Origin of the sequence: Hominisplanchenecus murintestinalis, assembly GCF_943193015.1 — a bacterium.
GTDB classification, from domain to species: Bacteria; Bacillota; Clostridia; order Lachnospirales; family Lachnospiraceae; genus Hominisplanchenecus_A; species Hominisplanchenecus_A murintestinalis.
Genome location: NZ_CALPCM010000035.1, coordinates 1 through 20,610, shown reverse-complemented (window position 1 = coordinate 20,610; position 20,610 = coordinate 1). Strand labels below are relative to the sequence as shown.

Annotated in this window: 19 protein-coding genes and 1 riboswitch; of the genes, 3 read left to right on the top strand and 16 right to left on the bottom strand. The window is 44.2% G+C overall.

What is annotated here, in order from left to right; genetic code table 11:
- Positions 1-19: 19 nt before the first annotated feature.
- From NFR99_RS11355 to NFR99_RS11345, 3 genes are all read right to left on the bottom strand, one after another.
- Positions 20-1,171, bottom strand: coding sequence for a zinc metalloprotease (locus tag NFR99_RS11355; protein ID WP_120484721.1), 1,152 nt, complete (start codon positions 1,169-1,171; stop codon positions 20-22).
- Positions 1,172-1,232: 61 nt separating this feature from the next.
- Entirely contained in the window at positions 1,233-1,619 is a 387-nt protein-coding gene (locus NFR99_RS11350) for an ADP-ribosylglycohydrolase family protein (protein ID WP_158604901.1), read from the bottom strand.
- A complete protein-coding gene (locus NFR99_RS11345; RefSeq protein ID WP_251353653.1) occupies positions 1,540-2,412 on the bottom strand; it encodes a TIGR02452 family protein in 873 nt (290 codons plus the stop codon). Before NFR99_RS11345 ends, NFR99_RS11350 begins: the two co-directional genes overlap by 80 nt.
- Positions 2,413-2,675: 263 nt before the next feature.
- Between NFR99_RS11345 and NFR99_RS11340 the strand changes: the two genes are divergently transcribed.
- A complete protein-coding gene (locus tag NFR99_RS11340; RefSeq protein WP_251353652.1) occupies positions 2,676-4,052 on the top strand; it encodes a restriction endonuclease subunit S in 1,377 nt (458 codons plus the stop codon).
- Positions 4,053-4,295: 243 nt separating this feature from the next.
- A complete protein-coding gene (locus NFR99_RS11335; protein ID WP_251353651.1) occupies positions 4,296-5,552 on the top strand; it encodes an ATP-binding protein in 1,257 nt (418 codons plus the stop codon).
- A gap of 89 nt (positions 5,553-5,641) precedes the next feature.
- On the opposite strand, the gene NFR99_RS11330 is transcribed toward NFR99_RS11335, so the two are convergent.
- The 4 genes from NFR99_RS11330 to NFR99_RS11315 all read right to left on the bottom strand — a co-directional run bounded on the left by NFR99_RS11330 (position 5,642) and on the right by NFR99_RS11315 (position 8,058).
- Entirely contained in the window at positions 5,642-6,013 is a 372-nt protein-coding gene (locus NFR99_RS11330) for a tyrosine-type recombinase/integrase (protein ID WP_330642191.1), read from the bottom strand.
- Positions 5,955-6,935, bottom strand: coding sequence for a type I restriction endonuclease (locus NFR99_RS11325; RefSeq protein WP_147407941.1), 981 nt, complete (start codon positions 6,933-6,935; stop codon positions 5,955-5,957). Before NFR99_RS11325 ends, NFR99_RS11330 begins: the two co-directional genes overlap by 59 nt.
- Positions 6,936-7,208: 273 nt before the next feature.
- Complete coding sequence (locus NFR99_RS11320; RefSeq protein WP_120484728.1) at positions 7,209-7,748, bottom strand: DUF2812 domain-containing protein; 540 nt, start codon at positions 7,746-7,748, stop codon at positions 7,209-7,211.
- A complete protein-coding gene (locus tag NFR99_RS11315; protein ID WP_120484729.1) occupies positions 7,729-8,058 on the bottom strand; it encodes a PadR family transcriptional regulator in 330 nt (109 codons plus the stop codon). The genes NFR99_RS11320 and NFR99_RS11315 overlap by 20 nt, the downstream gene beginning before the upstream one ends.
- Positions 8,059-8,311: 253 nt before the next feature.
- Here NFR99_RS11315 and NFR99_RS11310 point away from each other — a divergent pair, with 253 nt between their 5' ends.
- Positions 8,312-12,562, top strand: a complete 4,251-nt coding sequence (locus NFR99_RS11310; RefSeq protein ID WP_251353659.1) for an acyl-CoA dehydratase activase-related protein — start codon at positions 8,312-8,314, stop codon at positions 12,560-12,562.
- Between the two features lie 63 nt (positions 12,563-12,625).
- Here NFR99_RS11310 and NFR99_RS11305 read toward each other — a convergent pair whose 3' ends face one another.
- From NFR99_RS11305 to NFR99_RS11265, 9 genes are all read right to left on the bottom strand, one after another.
- Positions 12,626-12,802, bottom strand: a complete 177-nt coding sequence (locus NFR99_RS11305) for a hypothetical protein (RefSeq protein ID WP_158604903.1) — start codon at positions 12,800-12,802, stop codon at positions 12,626-12,628.
- Positions 12,803-13,062: 260 nt separating this feature from the next.
- A complete protein-coding gene (locus tag NFR99_RS11300; protein ID WP_251353650.1) occupies positions 13,063-14,073 on the bottom strand; it encodes an Ig-like domain-containing protein in 1,011 nt (336 codons plus the stop codon).
- Positions 14,074-14,221: 148 nt separating this feature from the next.
- Complete coding sequence (locus NFR99_RS11295) at positions 14,222-14,899, bottom strand: uracil-DNA glycosylase (RefSeq protein ID WP_251353649.1); 678 nt, start codon at positions 14,897-14,899, stop codon at positions 14,222-14,224.
- Between the two features lie 77 nt (positions 14,900-14,976).
- Positions 14,977-15,738, bottom strand: a complete 762-nt coding sequence (gene hisF, locus NFR99_RS11290; RefSeq protein WP_251353648.1) for an imidazole glycerol phosphate synthase subunit HisF — start codon at positions 15,736-15,738, stop codon at positions 14,977-14,979.
- Between the two features lies 1 nt (position 15,739).
- A complete protein-coding gene (gene hisH / locus NFR99_RS11285) occupies positions 15,740-16,360 on the bottom strand; it encodes an imidazole glycerol phosphate synthase subunit HisH (protein WP_251353647.1) in 621 nt (206 codons plus the stop codon).
- Positions 16,361-16,382: 22 nt separating this feature from the next.
- Positions 16,383-17,231, bottom strand: coding sequence for a hypothetical protein (locus tag NFR99_RS11280; RefSeq protein ID WP_251353646.1), 849 nt, complete (start codon positions 17,229-17,231; stop codon positions 16,383-16,385).
- Entirely contained in the window at positions 17,228-17,770 is a 543-nt protein-coding gene (locus tag NFR99_RS11275; RefSeq protein WP_251353645.1) for a hypothetical protein, read from the bottom strand. The genes NFR99_RS11280 and NFR99_RS11275 overlap by 4 nt, the downstream gene beginning before the upstream one ends.
- Positions 17,771-17,878: 108 nt before the next feature.
- Entirely contained in the window at positions 17,879-19,276 is a 1,398-nt protein-coding gene (locus NFR99_RS11270; RefSeq protein ID WP_135976740.1) for an NAD(P)/FAD-dependent oxidoreductase, read from the bottom strand.
- An 87-nt stretch (positions 19,277-19,363) separates the two neighbouring features.
- A riboswitch (purine riboswitch) is annotated at positions 19,364-19,459 on the bottom strand.
- A gap of 46 nt (positions 19,460-19,505) precedes the next feature.
- Positions 19,506-20,399, bottom strand: a complete 894-nt coding sequence (locus tag NFR99_RS11265; protein ID WP_135976741.1) for a hypothetical protein — start codon at positions 20,397-20,399, stop codon at positions 19,506-19,508.
- Between the last annotated feature and the right edge of the window lie 211 nt (positions 20,400-20,610).

Sequence of the window (20,610 nt, the reverse complement as noted above, 5' to 3'; positions counted from 1 at the left end):
AGTAGTATTAAAGCACACCTTATCCTTCTCTGCTGCATGAATCTGCCGTCTCCATTAATTCACGTTCTGCTTCTATGTCGCACGGATATGGATATTTTTCCGCCATTTTCTCAAACTCTTCCCTAATCTTCCCTGCCTTCTCCCCGTCTTTCTCCTCCAAAAGCGCATACGCGTACTCCGTGCGCAGAACAGCCGGAAACTTCTTCATGGCTTTCGCCACTTTTCTCTGCTCCTTATCGCGCAGTTTATCGATACGCTCCTTCCGCCCTTCTCCAAGCAGTTCGCAGAAAATCCGGTCGCCCTTCATAAGACTTCGGTGAAGCCCCACAATTCCCGTATCCATAGACAGCAGCCGTTCCATCTCCCTATCAGCCTCTGCAAACCGTTTCTCATCCATCAGGCGATTACACGCAAACACCCCGACAACGGCTGTCATACCGTTTTTCATTTCCTCGTCTGCCGGCATCGCAAACCACGCCTCCGGCATATCTTTCAGCCGTACCCCGGCAGTCATCTGTTCATTTACTTTCAACTGCAGCCAGTTCGCACGCAGGGCGCCGGGATTTTTTCCTGTTGCACAGGCATTATATCCGTCATTATCAATCGTCCCCAGCCTCATCGGTATTCCATTTATAAGCGCATACACCGCGCCTATCGCTGCGGCTATCACAAACGATTTTCCGGCAGTCTCCGCCCCCATACTGTGGCACAGCGCCGCAATCCCTCCTGCCAAAACTGCAGAGAGCAGATTCATCAGAGAGCCTCCCATATGATAAAGTACATAGGGAAATCTCCCGTCCTGCATATCCGGCGGCGCCAAAAGGCACTGCCCGCCTGTTCCTGCCAGAGAATATCTTGCAAACCGGATTCTGCCCTCCCGCTTCACCCACATAAAGCTTCCTATGCGAAAGGAAGAAAAATGGTATCCCGTAAGAAGCCCGAACACCAGATGTCCGGCTTCGTGGATAATCGTCTGCACACCAATCCACACGTATGCTATGATTAATGGCTTTGCTGCCTGAAAAAGAGTTTCGCCCACCGAAGCGCCCGTTCTGTTAATCTCCGCATTATAATCTGCATAATCTGCCATCAGCCATCCGATGCCTGCCCCGAATATACAAGCCAGCGCTATTGCAAGGAATATCCCTATTTTCTCTTTCATTTTTTTCATATTGATTTCTCCCTATTTATTAAATATATTTCCTCAGGCTATTCATCCTTCCATTGTATATCTATATACTTTCTAAGCCAAGCCGGATCCTCATAATCGCCGTATTCATACATTTATCATCCATGACACAGGTCGTCCGCCATTTCCAAGATGACGTCTGCGAGTTCCAGATGGGTTTCCACTTTTCGTCGATCCTGCCGTAGCCAAGAAGCGCTCCAAGAATATTTCCTGTAACAACGCCAGCCGAATCACTGTCCCCTTTATGGTTTACGGCCGCAATCACTCCGGCTGAAAAATCATTCTGATGCCTTAACGAACAGTAAATAGCAATACCAAGCGTTTCTTCCGCACCCCAGCCTTCACCAATCCTATGTATATTGTCCAGGTCTCTTCCCCCATTCTCCGAAAGCCTGACAGAAAGATCGATTATGTCCGTCAGTTCTTTCAAATTCCTGAATACCACTTTCCCCATATCGGGTGAATATCTCATTTTCACTATAAAACTCTACCGGATAGCCAAGAGCCTCGCCAATTGCCCCTCCGATAAGGCTGCCTCTTATCTTATCCAGATAGGCTTCCGTTTCCTTTATTCTTTGCAATGCGGCATCTGTCTCTTCCCGGTTCTCATCCCTATAAAAATTGTCAAATGCAAAATTCCTGAAAAACTCCTTAAAATTATACTGGTCTGCCGTCCGGTCGAGTACCGCAAAGTCAATTTTCCGAAAGAAATCCTTTTCCCTGAGTCCGTTATACTCCATTTCTTTCAGAGCTTTATAAAACAAATCCGACATGACATGGGCGTCATTTCCGAACGCTCCGCATCCCCATGCGCCCAACACGAGATTCTTGTACCCGAAATAAGCTGCGCATTTCAGCATTCCCACGATCCTGTTATAAACCATATTCTGATATTCCTTTTCACTCATCCCCTCCTTCCCCTGTCTTACCATTGGCACGACACAGGTAAGTACGGCAACAATCACCGTCTCATCCAGAAGATTTCCGTTTTCATTACGAATAATCTCCACCTCCGGCGTAAATATCATTGCATCAGACCCCATACAGCTATGAAAGCGCCTGTTATACTCATAATATTGGGACGCGCGCCTGCTTTCCAGCGACAAAAGAAGCGAACTCTTCCTACACAGCTCCTCTTCCCGCGCCCTCGTCCCATGCCTGACCCCGCCGCCCGGATTCATTTGCAAGGTCTCCTGCAGCACCTCTATATTATTTCCGTTCACCAGGCTCGCCTCCTACTCCTCTTGCTGCTCCACCAAAGACATTCTTCATTTCTTATCACAATTGTACTCATCACTTATTTCACAAACCAGTTAATATATTATAACATATTGGCTGTGTCTTTTCCAGTCACAGCAAAAAAGCAGAGCCAAAATGCCAACAAAATGTGCAAAATTTTAACATCTTTTCGTGGGGATATATAGGTTTTCACAAAGCTTTTCAATTTTCTTAAAGTTTGCATTATGAGAAGTTTGCCGATGGGACGGTGAAATGTATTGAGGATGAGATACCTTTTGAAGTGCCGGAGGGGTGGGAGTGGTGTAGGTTAAATGATCTATTTTCTGTATGTTCAGCCAAAAGAGTACTTCAATCTGAGTGGAGGGCTGAAGGAATTCCATTTTATCGCGCTAGAGAGATTGCTAAACTTGCCGAAAATGATATTGTTGCAAACGAATTATTTATATCCGAAGAGCACTATAAAAATATAATAGATAATCATAGAATACCTCAAGAAAATGATTTAATGGTGTCAGCTGTAGGAACAATTGGAAAAGTATATGTTGTAAAACCCCAAGAGCGCTTTTACTATAAAGACGCATCTGTAATATGTTTTCAGAATATAAACAATATCATAGATTCAAAATTCGCAAAAATAATGTTAGAATCACAGTTTTTACAACAACAAATGGCAAACAATTCAAAGGGCACAACTGTTGATACTATAACAATTTCAGCGGCGCAAACATATTTATGTGTTTTACCGCCATTAAACGAACAAATAAATATTGTTTTTACTGTTGAAAAGATTCTTGCATTAGTAAAAAAGATCAATGTAAGCAAGGATGAACTGAAACATCTAATTAGCGAGTCAAAATCCAAAATCCTCGACCTCGCCATTCGAGGCAAACTCGTCCCGCAAGACCCTAACGATGAGCCGGCATCTGTACTGCTCGAACGCATTCGTGTAGAGAAAGAAGAACTGATAAAACAAGGTAAAATCAAACGTGATAAGAAGGAATCTGTCATCTTCAAAGGTGAGGATAACTCTTATTATCTAAAGGATGAAAATGGCGTAACAGATATAACTGATGATCTACCTTTTTATATTCCAGACTTATGGCAATGGGCAAAAATCAAAGATATTCTTCAGATTAATCCAAGAAATAGCCTTGAGAATAATCTTAAGGTTTCCTTTGTGCCAATGCTTCTAATTGATAATGGATACAGTGGAAAACATACAGATGAAGTTCGTCTATGGAAACAAGTAAAAAACGGTTTCACACATTTTAAGGAAAATGATGTAGGCATTGCAAAAATTACGCCCTGTTTTGAGAACAGGAAGTCGACTATATTTAAAAATCTCCGCAATGGTTATGGAGCTGGGACAACCGAGCTGCATATTCTGCGTACATATGATGATACAATTTTGCCTCAGTATTTACTTGCCTATATAAAATCGAATTTATTCATAGAAAAAGGTAAACAAAATTTTATAGGAGTAGTTGGGCAGCAACGCATTGGAAGAACCTATATTGAAAATTTATATTTACCAATCCCACCCCTGCAAGAGCAACAACGAATAGCAGATCAAATAGATGTAATTTTCACACAGCTAGATGCGATTATAAGCTCTCTATTATAAATAATGTACTGTAGTCAGCAAGGGCGCGAAAAAAGGCGGTTGAACTTTTACCCTATTATACCTTTAGAAAAGCCTGTTATTTGCTGGTAATATCAAATTAGTACCTATGAACCAGAAACTCTAAATGTAAAGCCTATATCAAATCAATAAAAGTATTTTATTTGGATATAAAATTACTTCCTTGACTCCTGTTTGCGACTAATATATAATTATATCACAAATTAGCCGCAAGGAGGCGATGTCATGTATATTAACCGAAGCATGGAATCTACTATAAAGAGAATTGAAAAAGGATTTAAAGCAATTTTAGTAACTGGTCCCAGACAGGTCGGAAAATCAACAATATTAAAGCACATACATGGAAACAGAAAATATGTAACTTTTGATGACCCTGTATTGTTGTCCGAAACCAAAAGTGAGCCTGGACTATTCTTCCGAAACAATAAACCACCTATTATCCTGGATGAAGTACAATATATTTCAGAACTTTTCCCTTATATAAAAATGGAATGTGATAAAACAGAGGAAAAGGGGCAGATCAGCCTTACAGGTTCACAACAATATCATTTAATGAAAAATGTCTCAGAATCTTTGGCAGGCAGAGTCGGCATATTAGAATTATCAGGATTATCACTGCGCGAGATACAGGGAATTCACTTTGATAAGCCCTTCATCCCTGACGAAGCGTATATTTCTGCACGCGAAAAGGAATTCAAAATCCAGAATAACGTATGGGAATTGATTCACAGAGGAGGATATCCAGCATTAGCAGACGATGCTGTTGACTGGCAAACCTTTTTCAGCTCCTATATTCAAACCTATATTGACCGAGATATTAATGCACTGGGAAATGTGAAAGATAAATTGAAATTTACACAATTTTTAACAGCATTAGCCGCCCGAACCGGACAAATGCTGAATTATTCAGCTGTAGCATCGCAAATTGATGTATCTGTGAGCACCGTAAAAGAATGGCTTTCATTGCTTGAAGCATCAGGGCTTGTCTATATCATGCAGCCGTATTCTAATTCAGCATTAAATAGAGCTATTAAAACTCCTAAAATTTATTTCAGAGATACTGGGCTAGTATGCTATCTGACAAAATACCAAACAGCAGATACCGCAATGAACGGCGCTTTAGCTGGTGCACTATTTGAAACTTTTGCAGTATCCGAGATACTAAAATCTTTTTCCAATGCTGGAAAAGACTATCGCATGAATGTTACTTATTACCGCGGAAAGGATAAACTCAGAAGAAAAGAGAATGGCGAGAGAACGGAAAGAGAAACAGAAATCGACTTGCTGATTGAACAGAATGATATTATTTATCCTGTAGAAATAAAAATGTCAGCCAATCCGAAACTGGCAATGACAAACGCCTTTTCTCTGTTGGATCAGATTCCCGGAAAAAAGCGCGGTATTGGTGTAATTTTGTGTATGTATGAATCCGTTCTATGGTTAAAAGATGATATCGTTGCTCTTCCTGTAGAATATATATAAAGTACACTCTACCTGATGAGGCGGAGCAGAAACTAAATTATTTGTTTCCGCTCCGCCAATATGTGATTCAACAGCTCATATTTTACATCTTACCATGTAACAATTTTATCAACCAAAGCCTGCTGCTCAGTTGCTGTCCTTCGCAAATAGATGCGCGTAGTTTCAATGCTCTCATGTCCCATAAGGTCTGCTAATAAAGCAATGTCATTATATTTGTCCAGAAAATTCTTAGCATAAAGATGGCGGAATGAGTGAGGATAAATCACTTTTTTGTCTAACCCATATTTATCTGCATAATTCTTTAATTGTTGGGAAATCCCTCTAGCGGTTATGCCTTCGCCAAAACGATTCAAAAATAAATATCCCGTCGCTCTGTCATTATCCGAAAGCCATTTCACAGTTTCATTTCGCAATTTTTTCGGAATATATAAACGGCGTAATTTTCCACCTTTGTCTGCCATTCGTCGCATACAGAAATGGAACATGATATTTCCCGAACTTTCGGATACAGTATTTCTCCTGATCCTCTTTTTTAATATGGCTCGCATATTCCTTACACTGACCATCCAAAACAGAGGATACATCCTTATGCGCCCTCTTTGCTTCGATGATTCCTACCATTCTCTCCCCTACAAATAATGCATAATCCACATATCCACCCTTGCCTGTAGCTGACTCTGTCTTCCACTCTGCGATTGCTTTATTATGCCCTTTTTCCGGTTTCGCCCCCTTCGGCTGCCGGATATGGTCTGTATCGGCCTCCCAGCCTGCCTCCCGAAGCTGCTTATCAATAATCACGCGGGTATCATGCTCAGACAACGGATATTTAATGGCATTTTCTCTGGCCTTTTCCCGCCGTTCTGCGGAAACCTTTCCATTCTTTTTCAATTCAGCCAATTCCTTTTTCAGCGTGTCGATATATGCTTCCTGTTCTCTGCTTTTCTTTTCCAGTCTGGCAACATCTACAACTATATTTTCAGGCATAACAAATCCCGCAGGCTCATACGCATAATCGCCATAAGTCTGCATAAACCAGGACGCCAGGTCATAAGTAAGCACAAGGTTATCTTTTGCTTTATCAAAAGATTCCATACCCGCGTGCGCCGCATCATTTCTCGTCTTTCGAAGCACATACAAAATATTGTCAATCTCTCTCGGCAGCAAATCATTCCTCCTAAGCACATGGATCCTGCCTGCGTGTGTATTGTCACGCTCCGGTTCCGCTATTCCATCATATGCAAGCATGTATTTCACAATATGTTCTGCCAGCATCCCCATCTTAATAAAACATGTATTTGTATCCGTATATAAATACTGTTCCGCCAGCTCGCCCATTCTCGCCAGCTCTTTCCAATTCTTTGCTAAAAATCTAAAATTACTCACTGCCCAACTACCTTCTTAATAGTTTTATTATCGGAAGTTCCTGCCCCCCAAAAATTAATCCTTACACCGTGCCGCCATCCTCAGCTATTCTTGATTCTCATTATTACCAACCAATTTTTTCTATACTTTGTTACAAATCATACCTGTCTAAAACGAGTGTACCATCTATCCCCATTTTTGCCAATATTATATTTTCACTAATTGTTTCTTTTCGACAAACGGAAATCCCGCAGCCCATGAACGCCCAGGGTCTGCGGGACTTCATCATACCACCTATTCAAAAATCTGCTGCTCTTCTTTAAGCTTCCGTTTTCTCTTTTTAATTTTTCCAAACCCGCACATAAACGTCCAGCCCAGCAAAATATTCACATATCCCAGCAAATTTATTTCATTTCCCACCGTAAATAGCAGCATAATGTTATACAGTCCAACATATAAATTCATTCCCCCAATAATCCCTAAGAAAACCAGAATCCGACTCAGATGAGCAACACGGGATTTATTATCCGAAAACAGCTCAAACTCTCCATCTGCCGTCTTTTTTCTGAGATACACCCAGCGTATCCAGGTACCCACGCACTCTACCCCCATCTCTTCCAGAAAAGCAAGATATTGTCTGCTCTCGCTGTGTCCCGCCGTATGCTCCAGAAGTTCCACGCAAACTCCATATTCCCCCGGCAGACTCTTTTCAAATTCATAACGCACATACCTGGCAGAGGCAAGCGCCCAGCCCTCCGCCGCCATTTTATTCAGCCATTTCTCTTCTTCTTCAAAATCCCACGCCCAAAACAGCTTATGAACAACTTTCCTCATCACTTCCACCTCCCAAGATCCTGTTTCCGTTTTCCACCAGCTCTTTCAGCCGTACAAGCTCACCCTCCAGCGCCGCCCTTCCCAAATCCGTTATAACATACTCCTTTTTCCGGCTGTCCCTCTTCTCTGGCAAAGCCCGTATCCATCCTTTTTCCATTAATGTATTCATTGCCCCATACAGCGTTCCGGCAGCCAGCCGCATACGTCCCCCGGACCATTTCTCCACATTCTGCATAATCCCATAGCCGTGCATTGGCTGTAGCAAAGATAAAAGAATATAATAGACCGCCTCCGTCAATGCCTGATACATCCTTTCCACCCACTTTCCTCTATCGCAAATCGTTATACCGTCAACCGATATATTATATTGTATCGGCTTACGATATAGTTGTCAATAACAGGATTTGAATTTTTCCGAATTATGTCGTATAATGTAGCGGAAGAATTTTAAATCTAATAAACTAACTTTTCAGCACAGCCGCACTCCTTTGGAATCCCGAGCCGCTGTCCTGAATATATTTACATACATAATAAGGAGGATGCAGGACTACCTGTAAATGCTTATGAAAAATGTAAGTTTACATACTCTTGGAATCGACATCGGTTCTACTACTGTAAAAATTGCAATTTTAAATCCTGAAAAAAAGCTTGTGTTTTCTGATTATGAGCGTCACTATGCAAATATCCAGGAAACCCTGGCTTCTCTTTTACAAAAAGCTTATCAAAAACTTGGCGGACTTTCCGCCGCGCCTGTCATCACCGGTTCCGGCGGCCTGACTCTGGCAAAGCATCTGGAGGTGCCTTTTGTCCAGGAGGTTATTGCCGTATCTACAGCGCTGCAGGGCTATGCGCCCCAGACGGACGTAGCTATTGAGCTTGGCGGTGAAGACGCGAAGATTATTTATTTTGAAAATGGCTCTGTGGAACAGCGGATGAATGGAATCTGTGCCGGAGGCACAGGCTCTTTTATTGACCAGATGGCTTCCCTGCTCCAGACGGACGCTTCCGGGCTGAATGAGTATGCCAAAAATTATCAGTCGCTTTACGATATCGCGGCGCGCTGCGGCGTATTTGCCAAGTCAGATATTCAGCCGCTTATCAACGAAGGCGCCACAAAGGAGGACCTTTCCGCCTCTATTTTCCAGGCGGTAGTCAACCAGACCATCAGTGGTCTGGCATGTGGAAAACCAATCCGTGGGCATGTTGCTTTCCTGGGAGGCCCGCTGCATTTCCTGTCTGAGCTGAAAGCGGCCTTTATCCGCACACTCAAACTGGACGAGGCACATGCCATCACTCCAAAGAATTCCCATCTGTTCGCAGCCATTGGCTCTGCCCTGAATTACAAAGAAGACGTTGTCATTTCACTCACGGATATGATCCAGAAGCTTTCTTCTTCGATAAAGATGGAATTTGAAGTCGCCCGTATGGAACCGCTCTTCTCCTCCGAAGAAGAATACCAGGCTTTCACGGAACGGCAGAACCAGTACAATGTAGTGACGGCTGATTTGGAAACTTACGAGGGAAACTGCTTTCTGGGTATTGACGCAGGCTCCACCACCACAAAAGCCGCGCTCGTAGGAGAAGATGGCGCGCTGCTCTATTCTTTTTACGATAATAATAACGGAAGCCCTTTAAAAACTACAATTCGGGCAATTAAGGAAATTTACAGCGAACTTCCTTCTACCGCTAAAGTCGTCTATTCCTGCTCCACAGGTTATGGCGAAGCGCTCATTAAAGCGGCGTTAATGCTGGATGAAGGCGAAGTGGAAACTGTTTCCCACTATTACGCCGCCGCATTTTTTGACCCGGAAGTAGACTGCATCCTGGATATCGGCGGCCAGGATATGAAGTGTATTAAAATAAAGAACCAGACCGTAGACAGCGTGCAGCTAAATGAAGCATGTTCTTCCGGCTGCGGCTCTTTTATAGAAACTTTTGCAAAATCCCTGAATTACAGTGTACAGGACTTCGCAAAAGCCGCCCTTTTCGCAGAGCACCCCATAGATTTGGGAACCCGCTGCACGGTATTTATGAATTCCAAAGTAAAACAAGCGCAGAAAGAAGGCGCAGAAGTCCCTGATATTTCTGCCGGGCTTGCCTACTCTGTAATTAAGAATGCATTATATAAAGTAATCAAGGTTTCCGACGCCTCCGAGCTTGGACGGCATATCGTCGTACAGGGCGGTACCTTTTATAACGACGCCGTACTCCGAAGCTTTGAAAAAATCGCCGACTGCGAGGCCATTCGCCCGGACATTGCCGGAATTATGGGCGCTTTCGGTGCGGCATTGATTGCGCGGGAACGCTATACAGACGGCACGGAGAGCACTATGCTTTCCATCGATAAAATCAACCGCCTGGAATTTACCACCACTATGGCAAAATGCAAAGGCTGCACCAACCAGTGCCGTCTGACTATCAACCGCTTCACCGGAGGACGCCAGTTTATCAGCGGAAACCGCTGCGAACGCGGCATTGGGAAGGAAAAAAACAAAGAGAATATTCCGAATCTCTATGATTTCAAAAACAAGCTCCTATTCCGCCGGGAATCTCTGGAGATTGACGAAGCATCAAGGGGGGTAGTGGGAATTCCCCGTGTGCTCAACATGTACGAGAACTACCCGTTCTGGCACACCTTTTTTACAAAATTGAAATACCGGGTCATACTTTCTCCGCCTTCGAACCGCAAAATTTACGAGCTTGGAATTGAATCCATCCCCAGCGAATCGGAGTGCTATCCTGCCAAATTGGCTCATGGACATGTGACATGGCTGATTAAACATGGGATTCCCTTTATTTTTTACCCGTGCATCCCATATGAGAGAAATGAATTTCCGGATTCCAATAACCACTATAACTGTCCGATTGTCACCTCCTATGCAGAAAATATTAAAAACAACATTGACGAACTTCGGACAGAGAACATTGACTTCCGAAATCCATTCCTGGCGTTGACGAGCCTGGAAACTGCGTCAAAACAGTTAATAAAGGCTTTTCCTGAAATTCCGGCAGATGAAATCAAAGCTGCTGCAAAGGAAGGCTGGGAGGAAATGGACCGCTGCCGCCAGGCCGTTTATGACAAAGGACGGGAGACATTAAAATGGATGAAAGAAAACAAGCGCCGCGGGATTGTCCTGGCAGGACGTCCATATCATATTGACTCCGAAATCAACCACGGCATTCCCGAATTGATTAATTCCTATGGCCTGGCTGTGCTGACCGAAGACGCAGTCTCCGACCTAAATCCACCGGAACGGCCGCTGATCGTCATGGATCAGTGGATGTACCACAGCCGCCTTTACGCCGCGGCTAATTACGTAAAAACAGTAGAGAACCTGGAGCTGATTCAGCTCAACTCTTTCGGCTGCGGTCTGGATGCAGTCACAACTGACGCAGTCGGAGACATTCTTACAAAATCCGGCAAAATTTACACCTGCCTGAAAATTGATGAAGTCAACAACTTAGGGGCTGCCCGCATCCGCATCCGCTCTCTGATTGCCGCCATCCGTGTGCGCGACCAGAAACAGGTGCGCCGCAGTATCGCCCCTGCCAATATTACCCGTGTGGTATTTACGAAAGAAATGCGCAAGGATTATACAATCCTCTGCCCACAGATGACCCCCATCCATTTTGATTTAATTGAATCAGCCTTCAACGCTGCCGGCTATCATCTGGAGGTCCTTGGGAAAACAGATAACCGCAAAACTGTAGATGTAGGATTGAAATATGTAAACAATGATGCATGTTACCCCTCCCTGATTGTCGTTGGACAGATTATGGAGGCCATACAGTCCGGAAAATATGATTTAAACAAAACTGCCGTAGTGATTACCCAGACCGGGGGCGGCTGCCGCGCCAGCAATTATATTGGATTCATCCGGCGCGCTCTGGAAAAAGCAGGTTATCCGCAGATTCCGGTCATTTCCCTAAATTTAAGCGGACTGGAAAAGAATCCCGGATTCAAGATTTCCGCCGGGCTGGCAATGCGTGGGATTTATGGCCTGATATTTGGTGATATTTTCATGCGCTGCCTCTACCGTATGCGCCCTTATGAACAGAAAAAAGGCTCTGCTAACGCACTTTACGAAAAATGGAACGAAACGTGCAAGAGTTTCCTTTCCGGTAAAAATCCATCCTACAGTGAATTCAAAAAGCTCTGCCGCGGTATTATCCGGGAGTTTGATATGCTTCCGATTACCGATGTGAAAAAGCCGAAGGTCGGCATTGTAGGCGAAATCCTGGTAAAATTCCTGCCAGCCGCCAACAACTACCTGGTAGAGCTGCTGGAAGCGGAAGGCGCAGAAGCTGTCGTTCCTGATTTGACAGATTTCCTTCTCTACTGCTTCTACAACAACAACTTCAAAGCAGAAGAACTTGGCACGAAAAAGTCAACTGCAAGATTCAGTAACCTGGGTATCAAAGCGTTGGAAATGTTCCGCAAAACTGCTGCCGAGGAATTTAAAGCGAGCAGGCATTTTACACCCCCGGCACGCATTGAGGATTTAGCAAACTACGCAAAATCCATCGTTTCTCTGGGAAACCAGACCGGAGAAGGCTGGTTCCTTACCGGGGAAATGCTGGAGCTGATTCACTCCGGCACAAACAATATCGTGTGTACCCAGCCCTTCGGCTGCCTGCCTAATCATGTTGTCGGCAAAGGTGTAATTAAAGAACTGCGCCACCAATACCCGCTTTCCAACATCGTAGCTATAGACTATGACCCTGGCGCAAGTGAAGTCAATCAGCTGAACCGTATCAAGCTGATGCTCTCCACCGCCATGAAAAATCTAAAAGCAGAAGAAGAAAACAAGTAAACAAAACAGCCCTGCGTAGAAATCTTTTATGCCGGGCTGTTTCTCTTATTATTTCAAAAGGGATTATTTAATTTTATCATATAAACCATTTTCTTCCACATCACAGCCAAGTTTAGAAACTGCCAGCTTCCGCTCTTCGTAAACCGCCTTCAGCATCTCCGAATCTTTTGTAATTTTGGCAATTCTATCTAAACTCGCAATCTGATCTTTCAACATCCCATCATACTGTTTATCCGTCATACACATTCCTTCCTGTTCCACGATTCTCTCACCACCTTCCATCGGTGGTATTATACCACAACTCAAAATCTCTTTTCAATTTCCAATGTACTTTAAGATTTCTGCTTTCTTAAACTATTAATCTTTAAACCTCTTTTTATCTGGCATTCTGCTACAAAAATTTATCCTGATTTCCCGGAATCCCCACCGTTTTTCTCTTAATTTAAAATCGCCTGATTACCAGTATGATTCAACAGCTTTTCGAAAAGCTGAATCACGATTTATTTTACGACAACCCGCACCCGGCTCTTTACCCCATCCTCGCTGGCGTAAATATAGGCTTTCCCGGCGTCTTTCGCCGTAATACGCCCGTTTTTATCTACTTCCGCAACGCAGCTGTTTGAACTTGAAAAAGCAGGCTTATTTCCTGAGGAAACTTTCACATATACCGTTCTTTTCTCTCCAACAGACAGAGTAACTTCCTTCTCCTCAAACTGAACCGTCGGCTTTTTCACGGTTACTTCACAACTTTTCTTAACGCCGTCCACCGTCACGGTAATGATGGCTGTGCCGTTTTTCACCGCCGTCACTGTCCCATTGCTGTCCACAATAGCTACGCTTTTTTTACTGCTTTTCCACACCGGGACGCTTTTTGATGTAGACCGAACCTCCAGACGGAGTTTTTCTTTTCTATACAAAGAAGCTGACTTCCTGTTTAGGGTGAGCGTCGGCTTCTTCACAGTTACCATGCAGCTTGCCGACGTCTTATCCACCGTCGCAGTAATTTTTGCCGTACCCGGTTTCTTTGCTGTAATGTTTCCAAACTCATCGATTTCCGCCACGCTTTTTTTATTCGACTTAAATGTAATATCATGCCCTGTAGAAGAAACAGCAGTCAGCCTGGCGCTGCATCCATTTTCCAGGGAAATATGTTTTGCACTCAACGCAATCTGCGTCTTTTCCACGCGAATTGTACAGCTCGCTTCTCCGTTTCTGATTTTTGCTTTGATTTTCGCTGTCCCCGCTCTTTTTGCTGTAATTTTTCCATAAGTATTTACAGACGCTACCTTTGCATCGCTAGATTTAAACACAGGCTTTTTCCCATTAGACGTAACCGCCAAGAGATAGTATTCATCTCCTATCTTCAACGTCTTTGAACGCGCGCTTAAAACCACGAACTCTATATTCGATGCCGCTTTCGCCTTTATTACCGGATTCATAGAAGTAACTAGCATGGACACCATGCAGAATACAGCAAACGCTGCTTTTAAGATTTTCTTTTTTGATGACATAAGATTCCCCCATTCCATATGGTGAGAATCCCGGTATACAGCAGAATCGTTTCACAACTGTCCTGCCACAGAAATCAGGCATCACAAACTTTTTCAATTTGTGATGCCCGTATTGTAACATGTAACATCCTATTTGTAAAGATATTTTTTACTTTTTATTCTCTATCTGCCAGTCAACCGGTTCTATTCCATTTGCTTTCAGAAATTTATTTGCACGGCTAAACGGCCGGCTTCCAAAAAATCCCCTGTATGCGGACAGCGGACTGGGATGGGGCGCCTCCAAAATCAGGTGTCTGGAATTCGTGAGCATAGACTTTTTCATCTGTGCGGGACGCCCCCACAGGATAAACACGATTGGCCTGTCCTGCTCATTCAAAATGCGGATTGCCGCGTCCGTAAACTCTTCCCAGCCAATCCCTCGATGGGAATTCGCCTGGTGGGCACGCACGGTCAGAACCGTATTCAAAAGCAGCACCCCCTGATTTGCCCATTTTGTCAGGCAGCCATTATCCGGTATATAACATCCGCAGTCGTCATGGAGCTCCTTATAAATATTCACCAGCGACGGCGGAATCTCTACATCCGGCTTCACCGAGAAACAAAGCCCATGCGCCTGTCCGTCCCCATGATAAGGGTCCTGCCCCAGAATCACCACTTTCACATCCTTCAGCGGAGTAAACGCAAACGCATTAAAAATATCATCCGCCGGAGGGAAAATCAGCCTGTTCTGATACTCTTCATTGATTTTCTGGTAAAGCTTCTTATAATATGGTTTTCCAAATTCCGGCTTTAACGGTTCCAGCCAGTCGTTATTGATAGGCGGCATATCTATTATCCTCCCTTGTTCATCTCATCTGGTTTTGTCTGCGTAGCATATGCTGTGCCTTTTTATCTTTCATCCTTTTACATACGTACCGAAACGCCTCTGCCCTGCAGATATGATTTCACTTCCTTAATTTCCAGCTCCTTGTAATGAAACAAAGATGCTGCCAGCGCTGCGTCTGCCTTTCCTTCTGTCAACGCGTCATAAAAATGCTCCTTTGTGCCCGCTCCTCCTGACGCAATCACCGGGATCGAAACATTCTCTGCAATCGTCCTCGTCAGCTCCAAATCATACCCTGCTTTTGTTCCGTCGCAGTCCATACTGGTAAGCAAGATTTCCCCCGCCCCCATCCGGTCCGCTTCCATCGCCCATTCCACAGCGTCAATACCCACGTCAACACGTCCGCCGTTTTTGTAAATGTTCCAGCCTGTTCCGTCCTCGCGCCTTCTTGCGTCAATCGCAACCACTACGCACTGGCTTCCAAACTTGTCCGCTGCCTCACAAATCAGTTCCGGGCGGTTAATTGCTGAAGAATTAATCGAAATCTTATCCGCCCCTTCCCGCAGCAGCGCCCTGAAATCTTCAACCGTACGGATACCGCCGCCTACCGTAAAGGGAATAAACACCTTTTCCGCCACCTTGCGCACCATATCTACCACCGTCGCCCTGGCATCCGACGAAGCGGTAATATCCAGAAACACCAGCTCATCCGCCCCTGCCTTGTCATACGCCGCCGCAATCTCTACCGGGTCGCCCGCATCTCTCAGATTCACAAAATTCACGCCCTTTACCACACGCCCATTATGTACATCCAGACATGGAATAATTCTCTTCGTAAACATCTCAGCAGCCCTCCTTCGGAATTTCCGCAAAATTCTTCAATATCTGAAGTCCTGTATCGCTGCTCTTTTCCGGATGGAACTGACATGCAAACACATTATCCTTCTCCACCGACGCATGAATCTCAGTGCTGTACCAGGTAGAAGCCTTTACGATATCCTCTTCATCCGCCTTCAGATAATAGGAATGTACAAAATACACATACGGATTTTGCGGCAGCCCTTCAAAAAGATGCCCGCTATTTTTCAGCTCCAGAGAATTCCAGCCCATATGCGGTATTTTCAGCCCCTCATAAGCGGGAATCCGCAAAATCTCTCCCTTCAGGATTCCAAGACCTTTCACTCCCGGCGCCTCGTCGCTTCTCTCAAAGAGAAGCTGCAGCCCCAAACAGATCCCCAGAAACGGCGTTCCCTTTTCCACGACCTCGTAAATGACCTTATCCAGCCCAAATTCTCTCAGTTTCCCCATAGCGTCCCCAAAAGAACCTACCCCCGGAAGAATCACCTTGTCTGCCTCCAGAATCGTTTCCCTCTCCCTGGAAACCACCGCTTCCTCGCCCAGCCGGATCAGCGCTTTTTCTACGCTTTTCAGATTTCCTGCATCATAATCAATAATCGCTATCATTTTCTACTCCTATAAATCTGGTTTATCCTGCAAATACCGCCTCTTTAAAATATTGCCCAATCGTATAATTCGAATCCTTAAACCAGCCTTTCTTCCCTTTGGAATTCCTAATCTGAAAATAGAACGTCCCATTCTTTTTTATCATTTTGAGTCCTGTGACTTTTTCTCCTTTATGGACGCTGAAGCTTTTCTTATTTCCGCCCACCGAAGTGTAAGCAGCAATACTGCGGTTTGCCGTCCATTTCGTTTTTATCCAGCTCGTCGCTTTCAACACATAAGATTCGCCCATTCTGCTGACTTCATCCCCAGATATCTTATACGGAATATCCACATAAAATATCCCTGTCGCCATTCCAGTATCCATCCATCTAACCACCACTTTATTTGCGCCCACCTTTCGCAAATGGCCTCTCGCCCAGCCAGACAACAGTTTGTCCGTCTGCTCATATGATTCATTCCTTGTCAATCCAACCAAATCTCCAAGCTCTATGAATCTTCCATCCTTATACTCCAAAAGTTTCATATATTCATTATAGTCATTATTCGAACAATCTCTGAGGTAAAGCAACGTTCGTTTCGGGCTGACCCGGCACAAATTCACTTCCCAGGTAAATGCATATCTCCGAATTCTTTTTACAAGCTTCCCATCCACATACAGATTCAGTACCCCTGCATCGAAATCTATTCTTTTCGTATAGGTAAACTTCACCTTATGTTTCTCATTCCCTGTCAATCTCGTTGTGTATGTTCTTCCCACTTTTAACTTTTTCATCCTGGAAGCTGCTTCTGGCTTCATACAACTGCCCAAAAACATTATACAGAAAACTGCCAGCAGAAACAAACCTTTCCCAACATTCACTTTTTTCTTCATACCCTTTTCTCCTCCTGTTCCGTCAAGAGTTTCACAGACGACATTGTAACTGACAGGCTCCGCTCCCGGATCTCAGGCGTCAGCTGGGCAAATTCACTGTGTACCCGTACAAGCCTTGCCTTCTGATTAAAATAAGCAATTTTCTCGAAGGGGAACCGTATCACGGAAGGATATGCAAAGCCTACGCCAAGCTCCAGAATACATAGCTTATGATTCAACGTATTCTGCAGCCATTTTGTATAAACTTCCCATTGGGGCAGATACATAGACTCATCGTACTCCTCATCTGTAACTACATTTCCGGCAGCATCACTCCCGCATGGCGCTACAATCCTCTCTTTTGCGAGCCGTGACTCATAAATCAAATCATCTGTCTGCAGAGTGACGATAAAATAGCCCTTTCCCTTTAAAAGCCCGGCCAATGTTTCATATGCCTCTATCACTTGTTCCCTCCCCGCCTGTTTTATGGAAAATTCCTCACCGATTCCCACCAGAATCAACTCGGCGGCATCTACATATTCTCGTATTTCCTCCAGCATATTCTCTCCTTCTGGCCTGCTTTTCCCTGAACTTTTTTGCTGTATGTCTTATGCGGCTTCTATTCTCTTGCCCACGCCGGCACATTTCCCCTACAGTATATGTCTATGCTATTCCTCTGCCAGCTTCTGTCCCATCAATACGCCCATAACAGACGCCATCATCAGCCCTCTGGTCCATCCGCTGGAATCCCCCAGGCAATGCAGCCCATCCACATTTGTATTAAAATCCTTATCCATTTTAACACGATTGCTATAAAACTTCAATTCCGGGGAGTATAAAAGTGTCTCCTCTGCTGCAAATCCCGGTACCACTTCATCTACCGCCTGAATAAAATTAATGATATTCAGCATCGCACGGTATGGCATGGCCGCTGTAATATCCCCCGCCTCCGCGTCCGGAAGGCTCGGCTTTACATTTGAACGCAGAAGCTCTTTCGGCCAGGTACGTTTCCCATCCAGAATATCACCGTAACGCTGCACTAAAATATGTCCTGCACCCAGCATATTCGTCAATTCCCCTACTTTCTGCGCATATTCAATCGGCTGATTAAAAGGTTCGCTGAACTTATGGGAACTGAGAATCGCCAGATTTGTATTATGTGATTTCAACTCTTTGTAAGAGTGGCCATTTACTACTGCCAGATTATTGTCATAATTCTCCTGACTTACAAAACCGCCCGGATTCTGGCAAAATGTCCGCACCTTATCTTTAAATGGTTTCGGATAGCCGATTAGCTTCGATTCATACAGCACATTATTGACACGTTCCATAATCTCATTGCGCACTTCCACCCGGACGCCGATATCCACCGTACCCGGCCCATGAGCAATATCGTACTTTGCGCACAGTTTTTCCAGCCAGTCCGCGCCGCGCCGCCCGGCTGCTATTACCGTATGGCATCCGTAAATTTCCCTCGTTTCCCCGTCTTTTTCAATCACAACACCTTGACACTGGGCATCTTCTAGCAAAATATTCAAACAGTTCCACCCAAACAGAAGCTCCACGCCCCTGTCTCTCAGTTCATCCTCAATCGCCCGATAAATAATCTGTGCTTTCTCCGTTCCCAGATGCCTGATAGGACAATCTACCAGCTTCAGACCTGCCCCGATTGCACGCCGCCTGATTTCTTTTACTTCTTCATTCTGCTCTGCCCCCTCCACATGGGCATCCGCTCCAAACTCCAAATAAATCTTATCGGTATAGTCAATCATTTCCTGCGCAAGCTCTTCCCCAATCAGCTCCGGCAGCTCACCTCCCACCTCATAACTCAGAGAAAGCTTTCCGTCCGAAAACGCTCCCGCACCTGAAAATCCTGTTGTTATATGGCAATATGGCTTACAGTTCAGGCACCTTTTTGTCTTACTTTTGGGACAGCGGCGTTCCTCAATCGGCCGCCCTTTTTCCACTATCACGATTCTGCTTTCCGGTTTTTTCCGGATAAGCTCCAATGCGGTAAAAATTCCCGCCGGCCCTGCCCCGACAATCACTGCATCATATTCTTTCATACATTTACCTCCAAAATTCATTTTTGTTTGCCGCTCTGCAGACAATTTAAATCTTGATAGAAAAAAACTGCCCGCAGTCTGTCATATATTCCCTTTGCTGAGATATATAGTCAACTGTTAGGCAGTTGGTAGAAACATTCATCCATATCATGAACTTATATATACCTTTTCTATTTTAAACCATAATTTTACTCCTTACAAGCCCCTTTTCGCATTTCCTTATCCTTTTCTACAAAAACTGCAAACTGCCTGTACGCATAGCCTCTATATTTTCCGGTATCGACTCATAAAAAGGTATCCCTTCTATTTCATGATAGTTACCGGAAATTTCATAATACATTTCTTCTGAAATCTTATTTTCCTCATTCCCGTCCCGGTCATGATAAAAATAAATTTCCCCTGTCTCTATATTTCCATGCATAGAAATACTTTCTACTATCTCAAGCTCTGCGCCATACTCTGGAAGCCGATGATAATCCTCCATAGAATCAACTGCGCTGCCCGAAGAAAGGTCTTTAATAATTCCTCCTTCGCAGATAATACATGTACCCGCCCGATAACCAATATCATCCATCAAACGAACGCTTCCCCCGTCTTTCCATGTATAGACGTCATATATAAACAACTCTGATGCATCTTCACCTGAATGCATCCCAATAAAAAGCTCTGGTATACCGTCCGCATTCAAATCATACAGATGAAATCCTGAGAATTCCGCTTCTTGATAAGAAACCGCCAGATAAAATTCCAAGTTCATATCTTCTGGAATTTCTTCCGGCACTCCACTGCTTTTCACCTGTTCATATACACTTTGATACTTTTCCAGCAGTTCTGCATAATCCTTATACATTTGCTGATTCAATATACTCTCCGTTTCTGATGCCGTGCTTTCCGTTTCCGGCGATTCTTCTTTTGTTTCTATTGCTGCTGTTTCCATTGATATTCCTTCCGTCTCGCCCTCAACGCTCCCCGTCTCAGAAATGCAGTTCTCACTCTCATAGACAATATCCTCTGATTCTTTCCTGAATTCTGACTCTCCCCCGCTTCCCCCACATCCCTCTAAAGTTCCTGCAAGAGCCAGAAAGCTAATAACTAATATCAAATAACTCTTTATTCTTTTCATAACTATACCTCTTCCAAATATATATTTTTATATAACAAAAACATCGGTATAATACCGATGTCCATTCTTTATATACCCTCAAAACCACATACAGTATAACATATTCTTTAAGACATTTCAACCGGAAAACCATCTGACTTGATCTCTTTTCTTCTGGTCGTTTCCTTCCGCTTCTTTAACAGAAGTTTGAAGTCGCTCTGCTCCTTCAAAC

Coding starts and splice junctions, on each gene's coding strand:
- NFR99_RS11355 (WP_120484721.1), bottom strand. CDS start 1,171: ATGAAAAAAATGAAAGAGAAAATAGGGATATTCCTTGCAATAGCGCTG.
- hisF (WP_251353648.1), bottom strand. CDS start 15,738: ATGTTTACGAAGAGAATTATTCCATGTCTGGATGTACATAATGGGCGT.
- NFR99_RS11310 (WP_251353659.1), top strand. CDS start 8,312: ATGAAAAATGTAAGTTTACATACTCTTGGAATCGACATCGGTTCTACT.
- NFR99_RS11330 (WP_330642191.1), bottom strand. CDS start 6,013: ATGGCAGACAAAGGTGGAAAATTACGCCGTTTATATATTCCGAAAAAA.
- NFR99_RS11300 (WP_251353650.1), bottom strand. CDS start 14,073: ATGTCATCAAAAAAGAAAATCTTAAAAGCAGCGTTTGCTGTATTCTGC.
- NFR99_RS11305 (WP_158604903.1), bottom strand. CDS start 12,802: ATGACGGATAAACAGTATGATGGGATGTTGAAAGATCAGATTGCGAGT.
- NFR99_RS11315 (WP_120484729.1), bottom strand. CDS start 8,058: ATGTATCAGGCATTGACGGAGGCGGTCTATTATATTCTTTTATCTTTG.
- NFR99_RS11320 (WP_120484728.1), bottom strand. CDS start 7,748: ATGAGGAAAGTTGTTCATAAGCTGTTTTGGGCGTGGGATTTTGAAGAA.
- NFR99_RS11270 (WP_135976740.1), bottom strand. CDS start 19,276: ATGAAAGAATATGATGCAGTGATTGTCGGGGCAGGGCCGGCGGGAATT.
- NFR99_RS11265 (WP_135976741.1), bottom strand. CDS start 20,399: ATGAAAAGAATAAAGAGTTATTTGATATTAGTTATTAGCTTTCTGGCT.
- NFR99_RS11280 (WP_251353646.1), bottom strand. CDS start 17,231: ATGAAGAAAAAAGTGAATGTTGGGAAAGGTTTGTTTCTGCTGGCAGTT.
- NFR99_RS11295 (WP_251353649.1), bottom strand. CDS start 14,899: ATGCCGCCTATCAATAACGACTGGCTGGAACCGTTAAAGCCGGAATTT.
- NFR99_RS11335 (WP_251353651.1), top strand. CDS start 4,296: ATGTATATTAACCGAAGCATGGAATCTACTATAAAGAGAATTGAAAAA.
- NFR99_RS11275 (WP_251353645.1), bottom strand. CDS start 17,770: ATGCTGGAGGAAATACGAGAATATGTAGATGCCGCCGAGTTGATTCTG.
- hisH (WP_251353647.1), bottom strand. CDS start 16,360: ATGATAGCGATTATTGATTATGATGCAGGAAATCTGAAAAGCGTAGAA.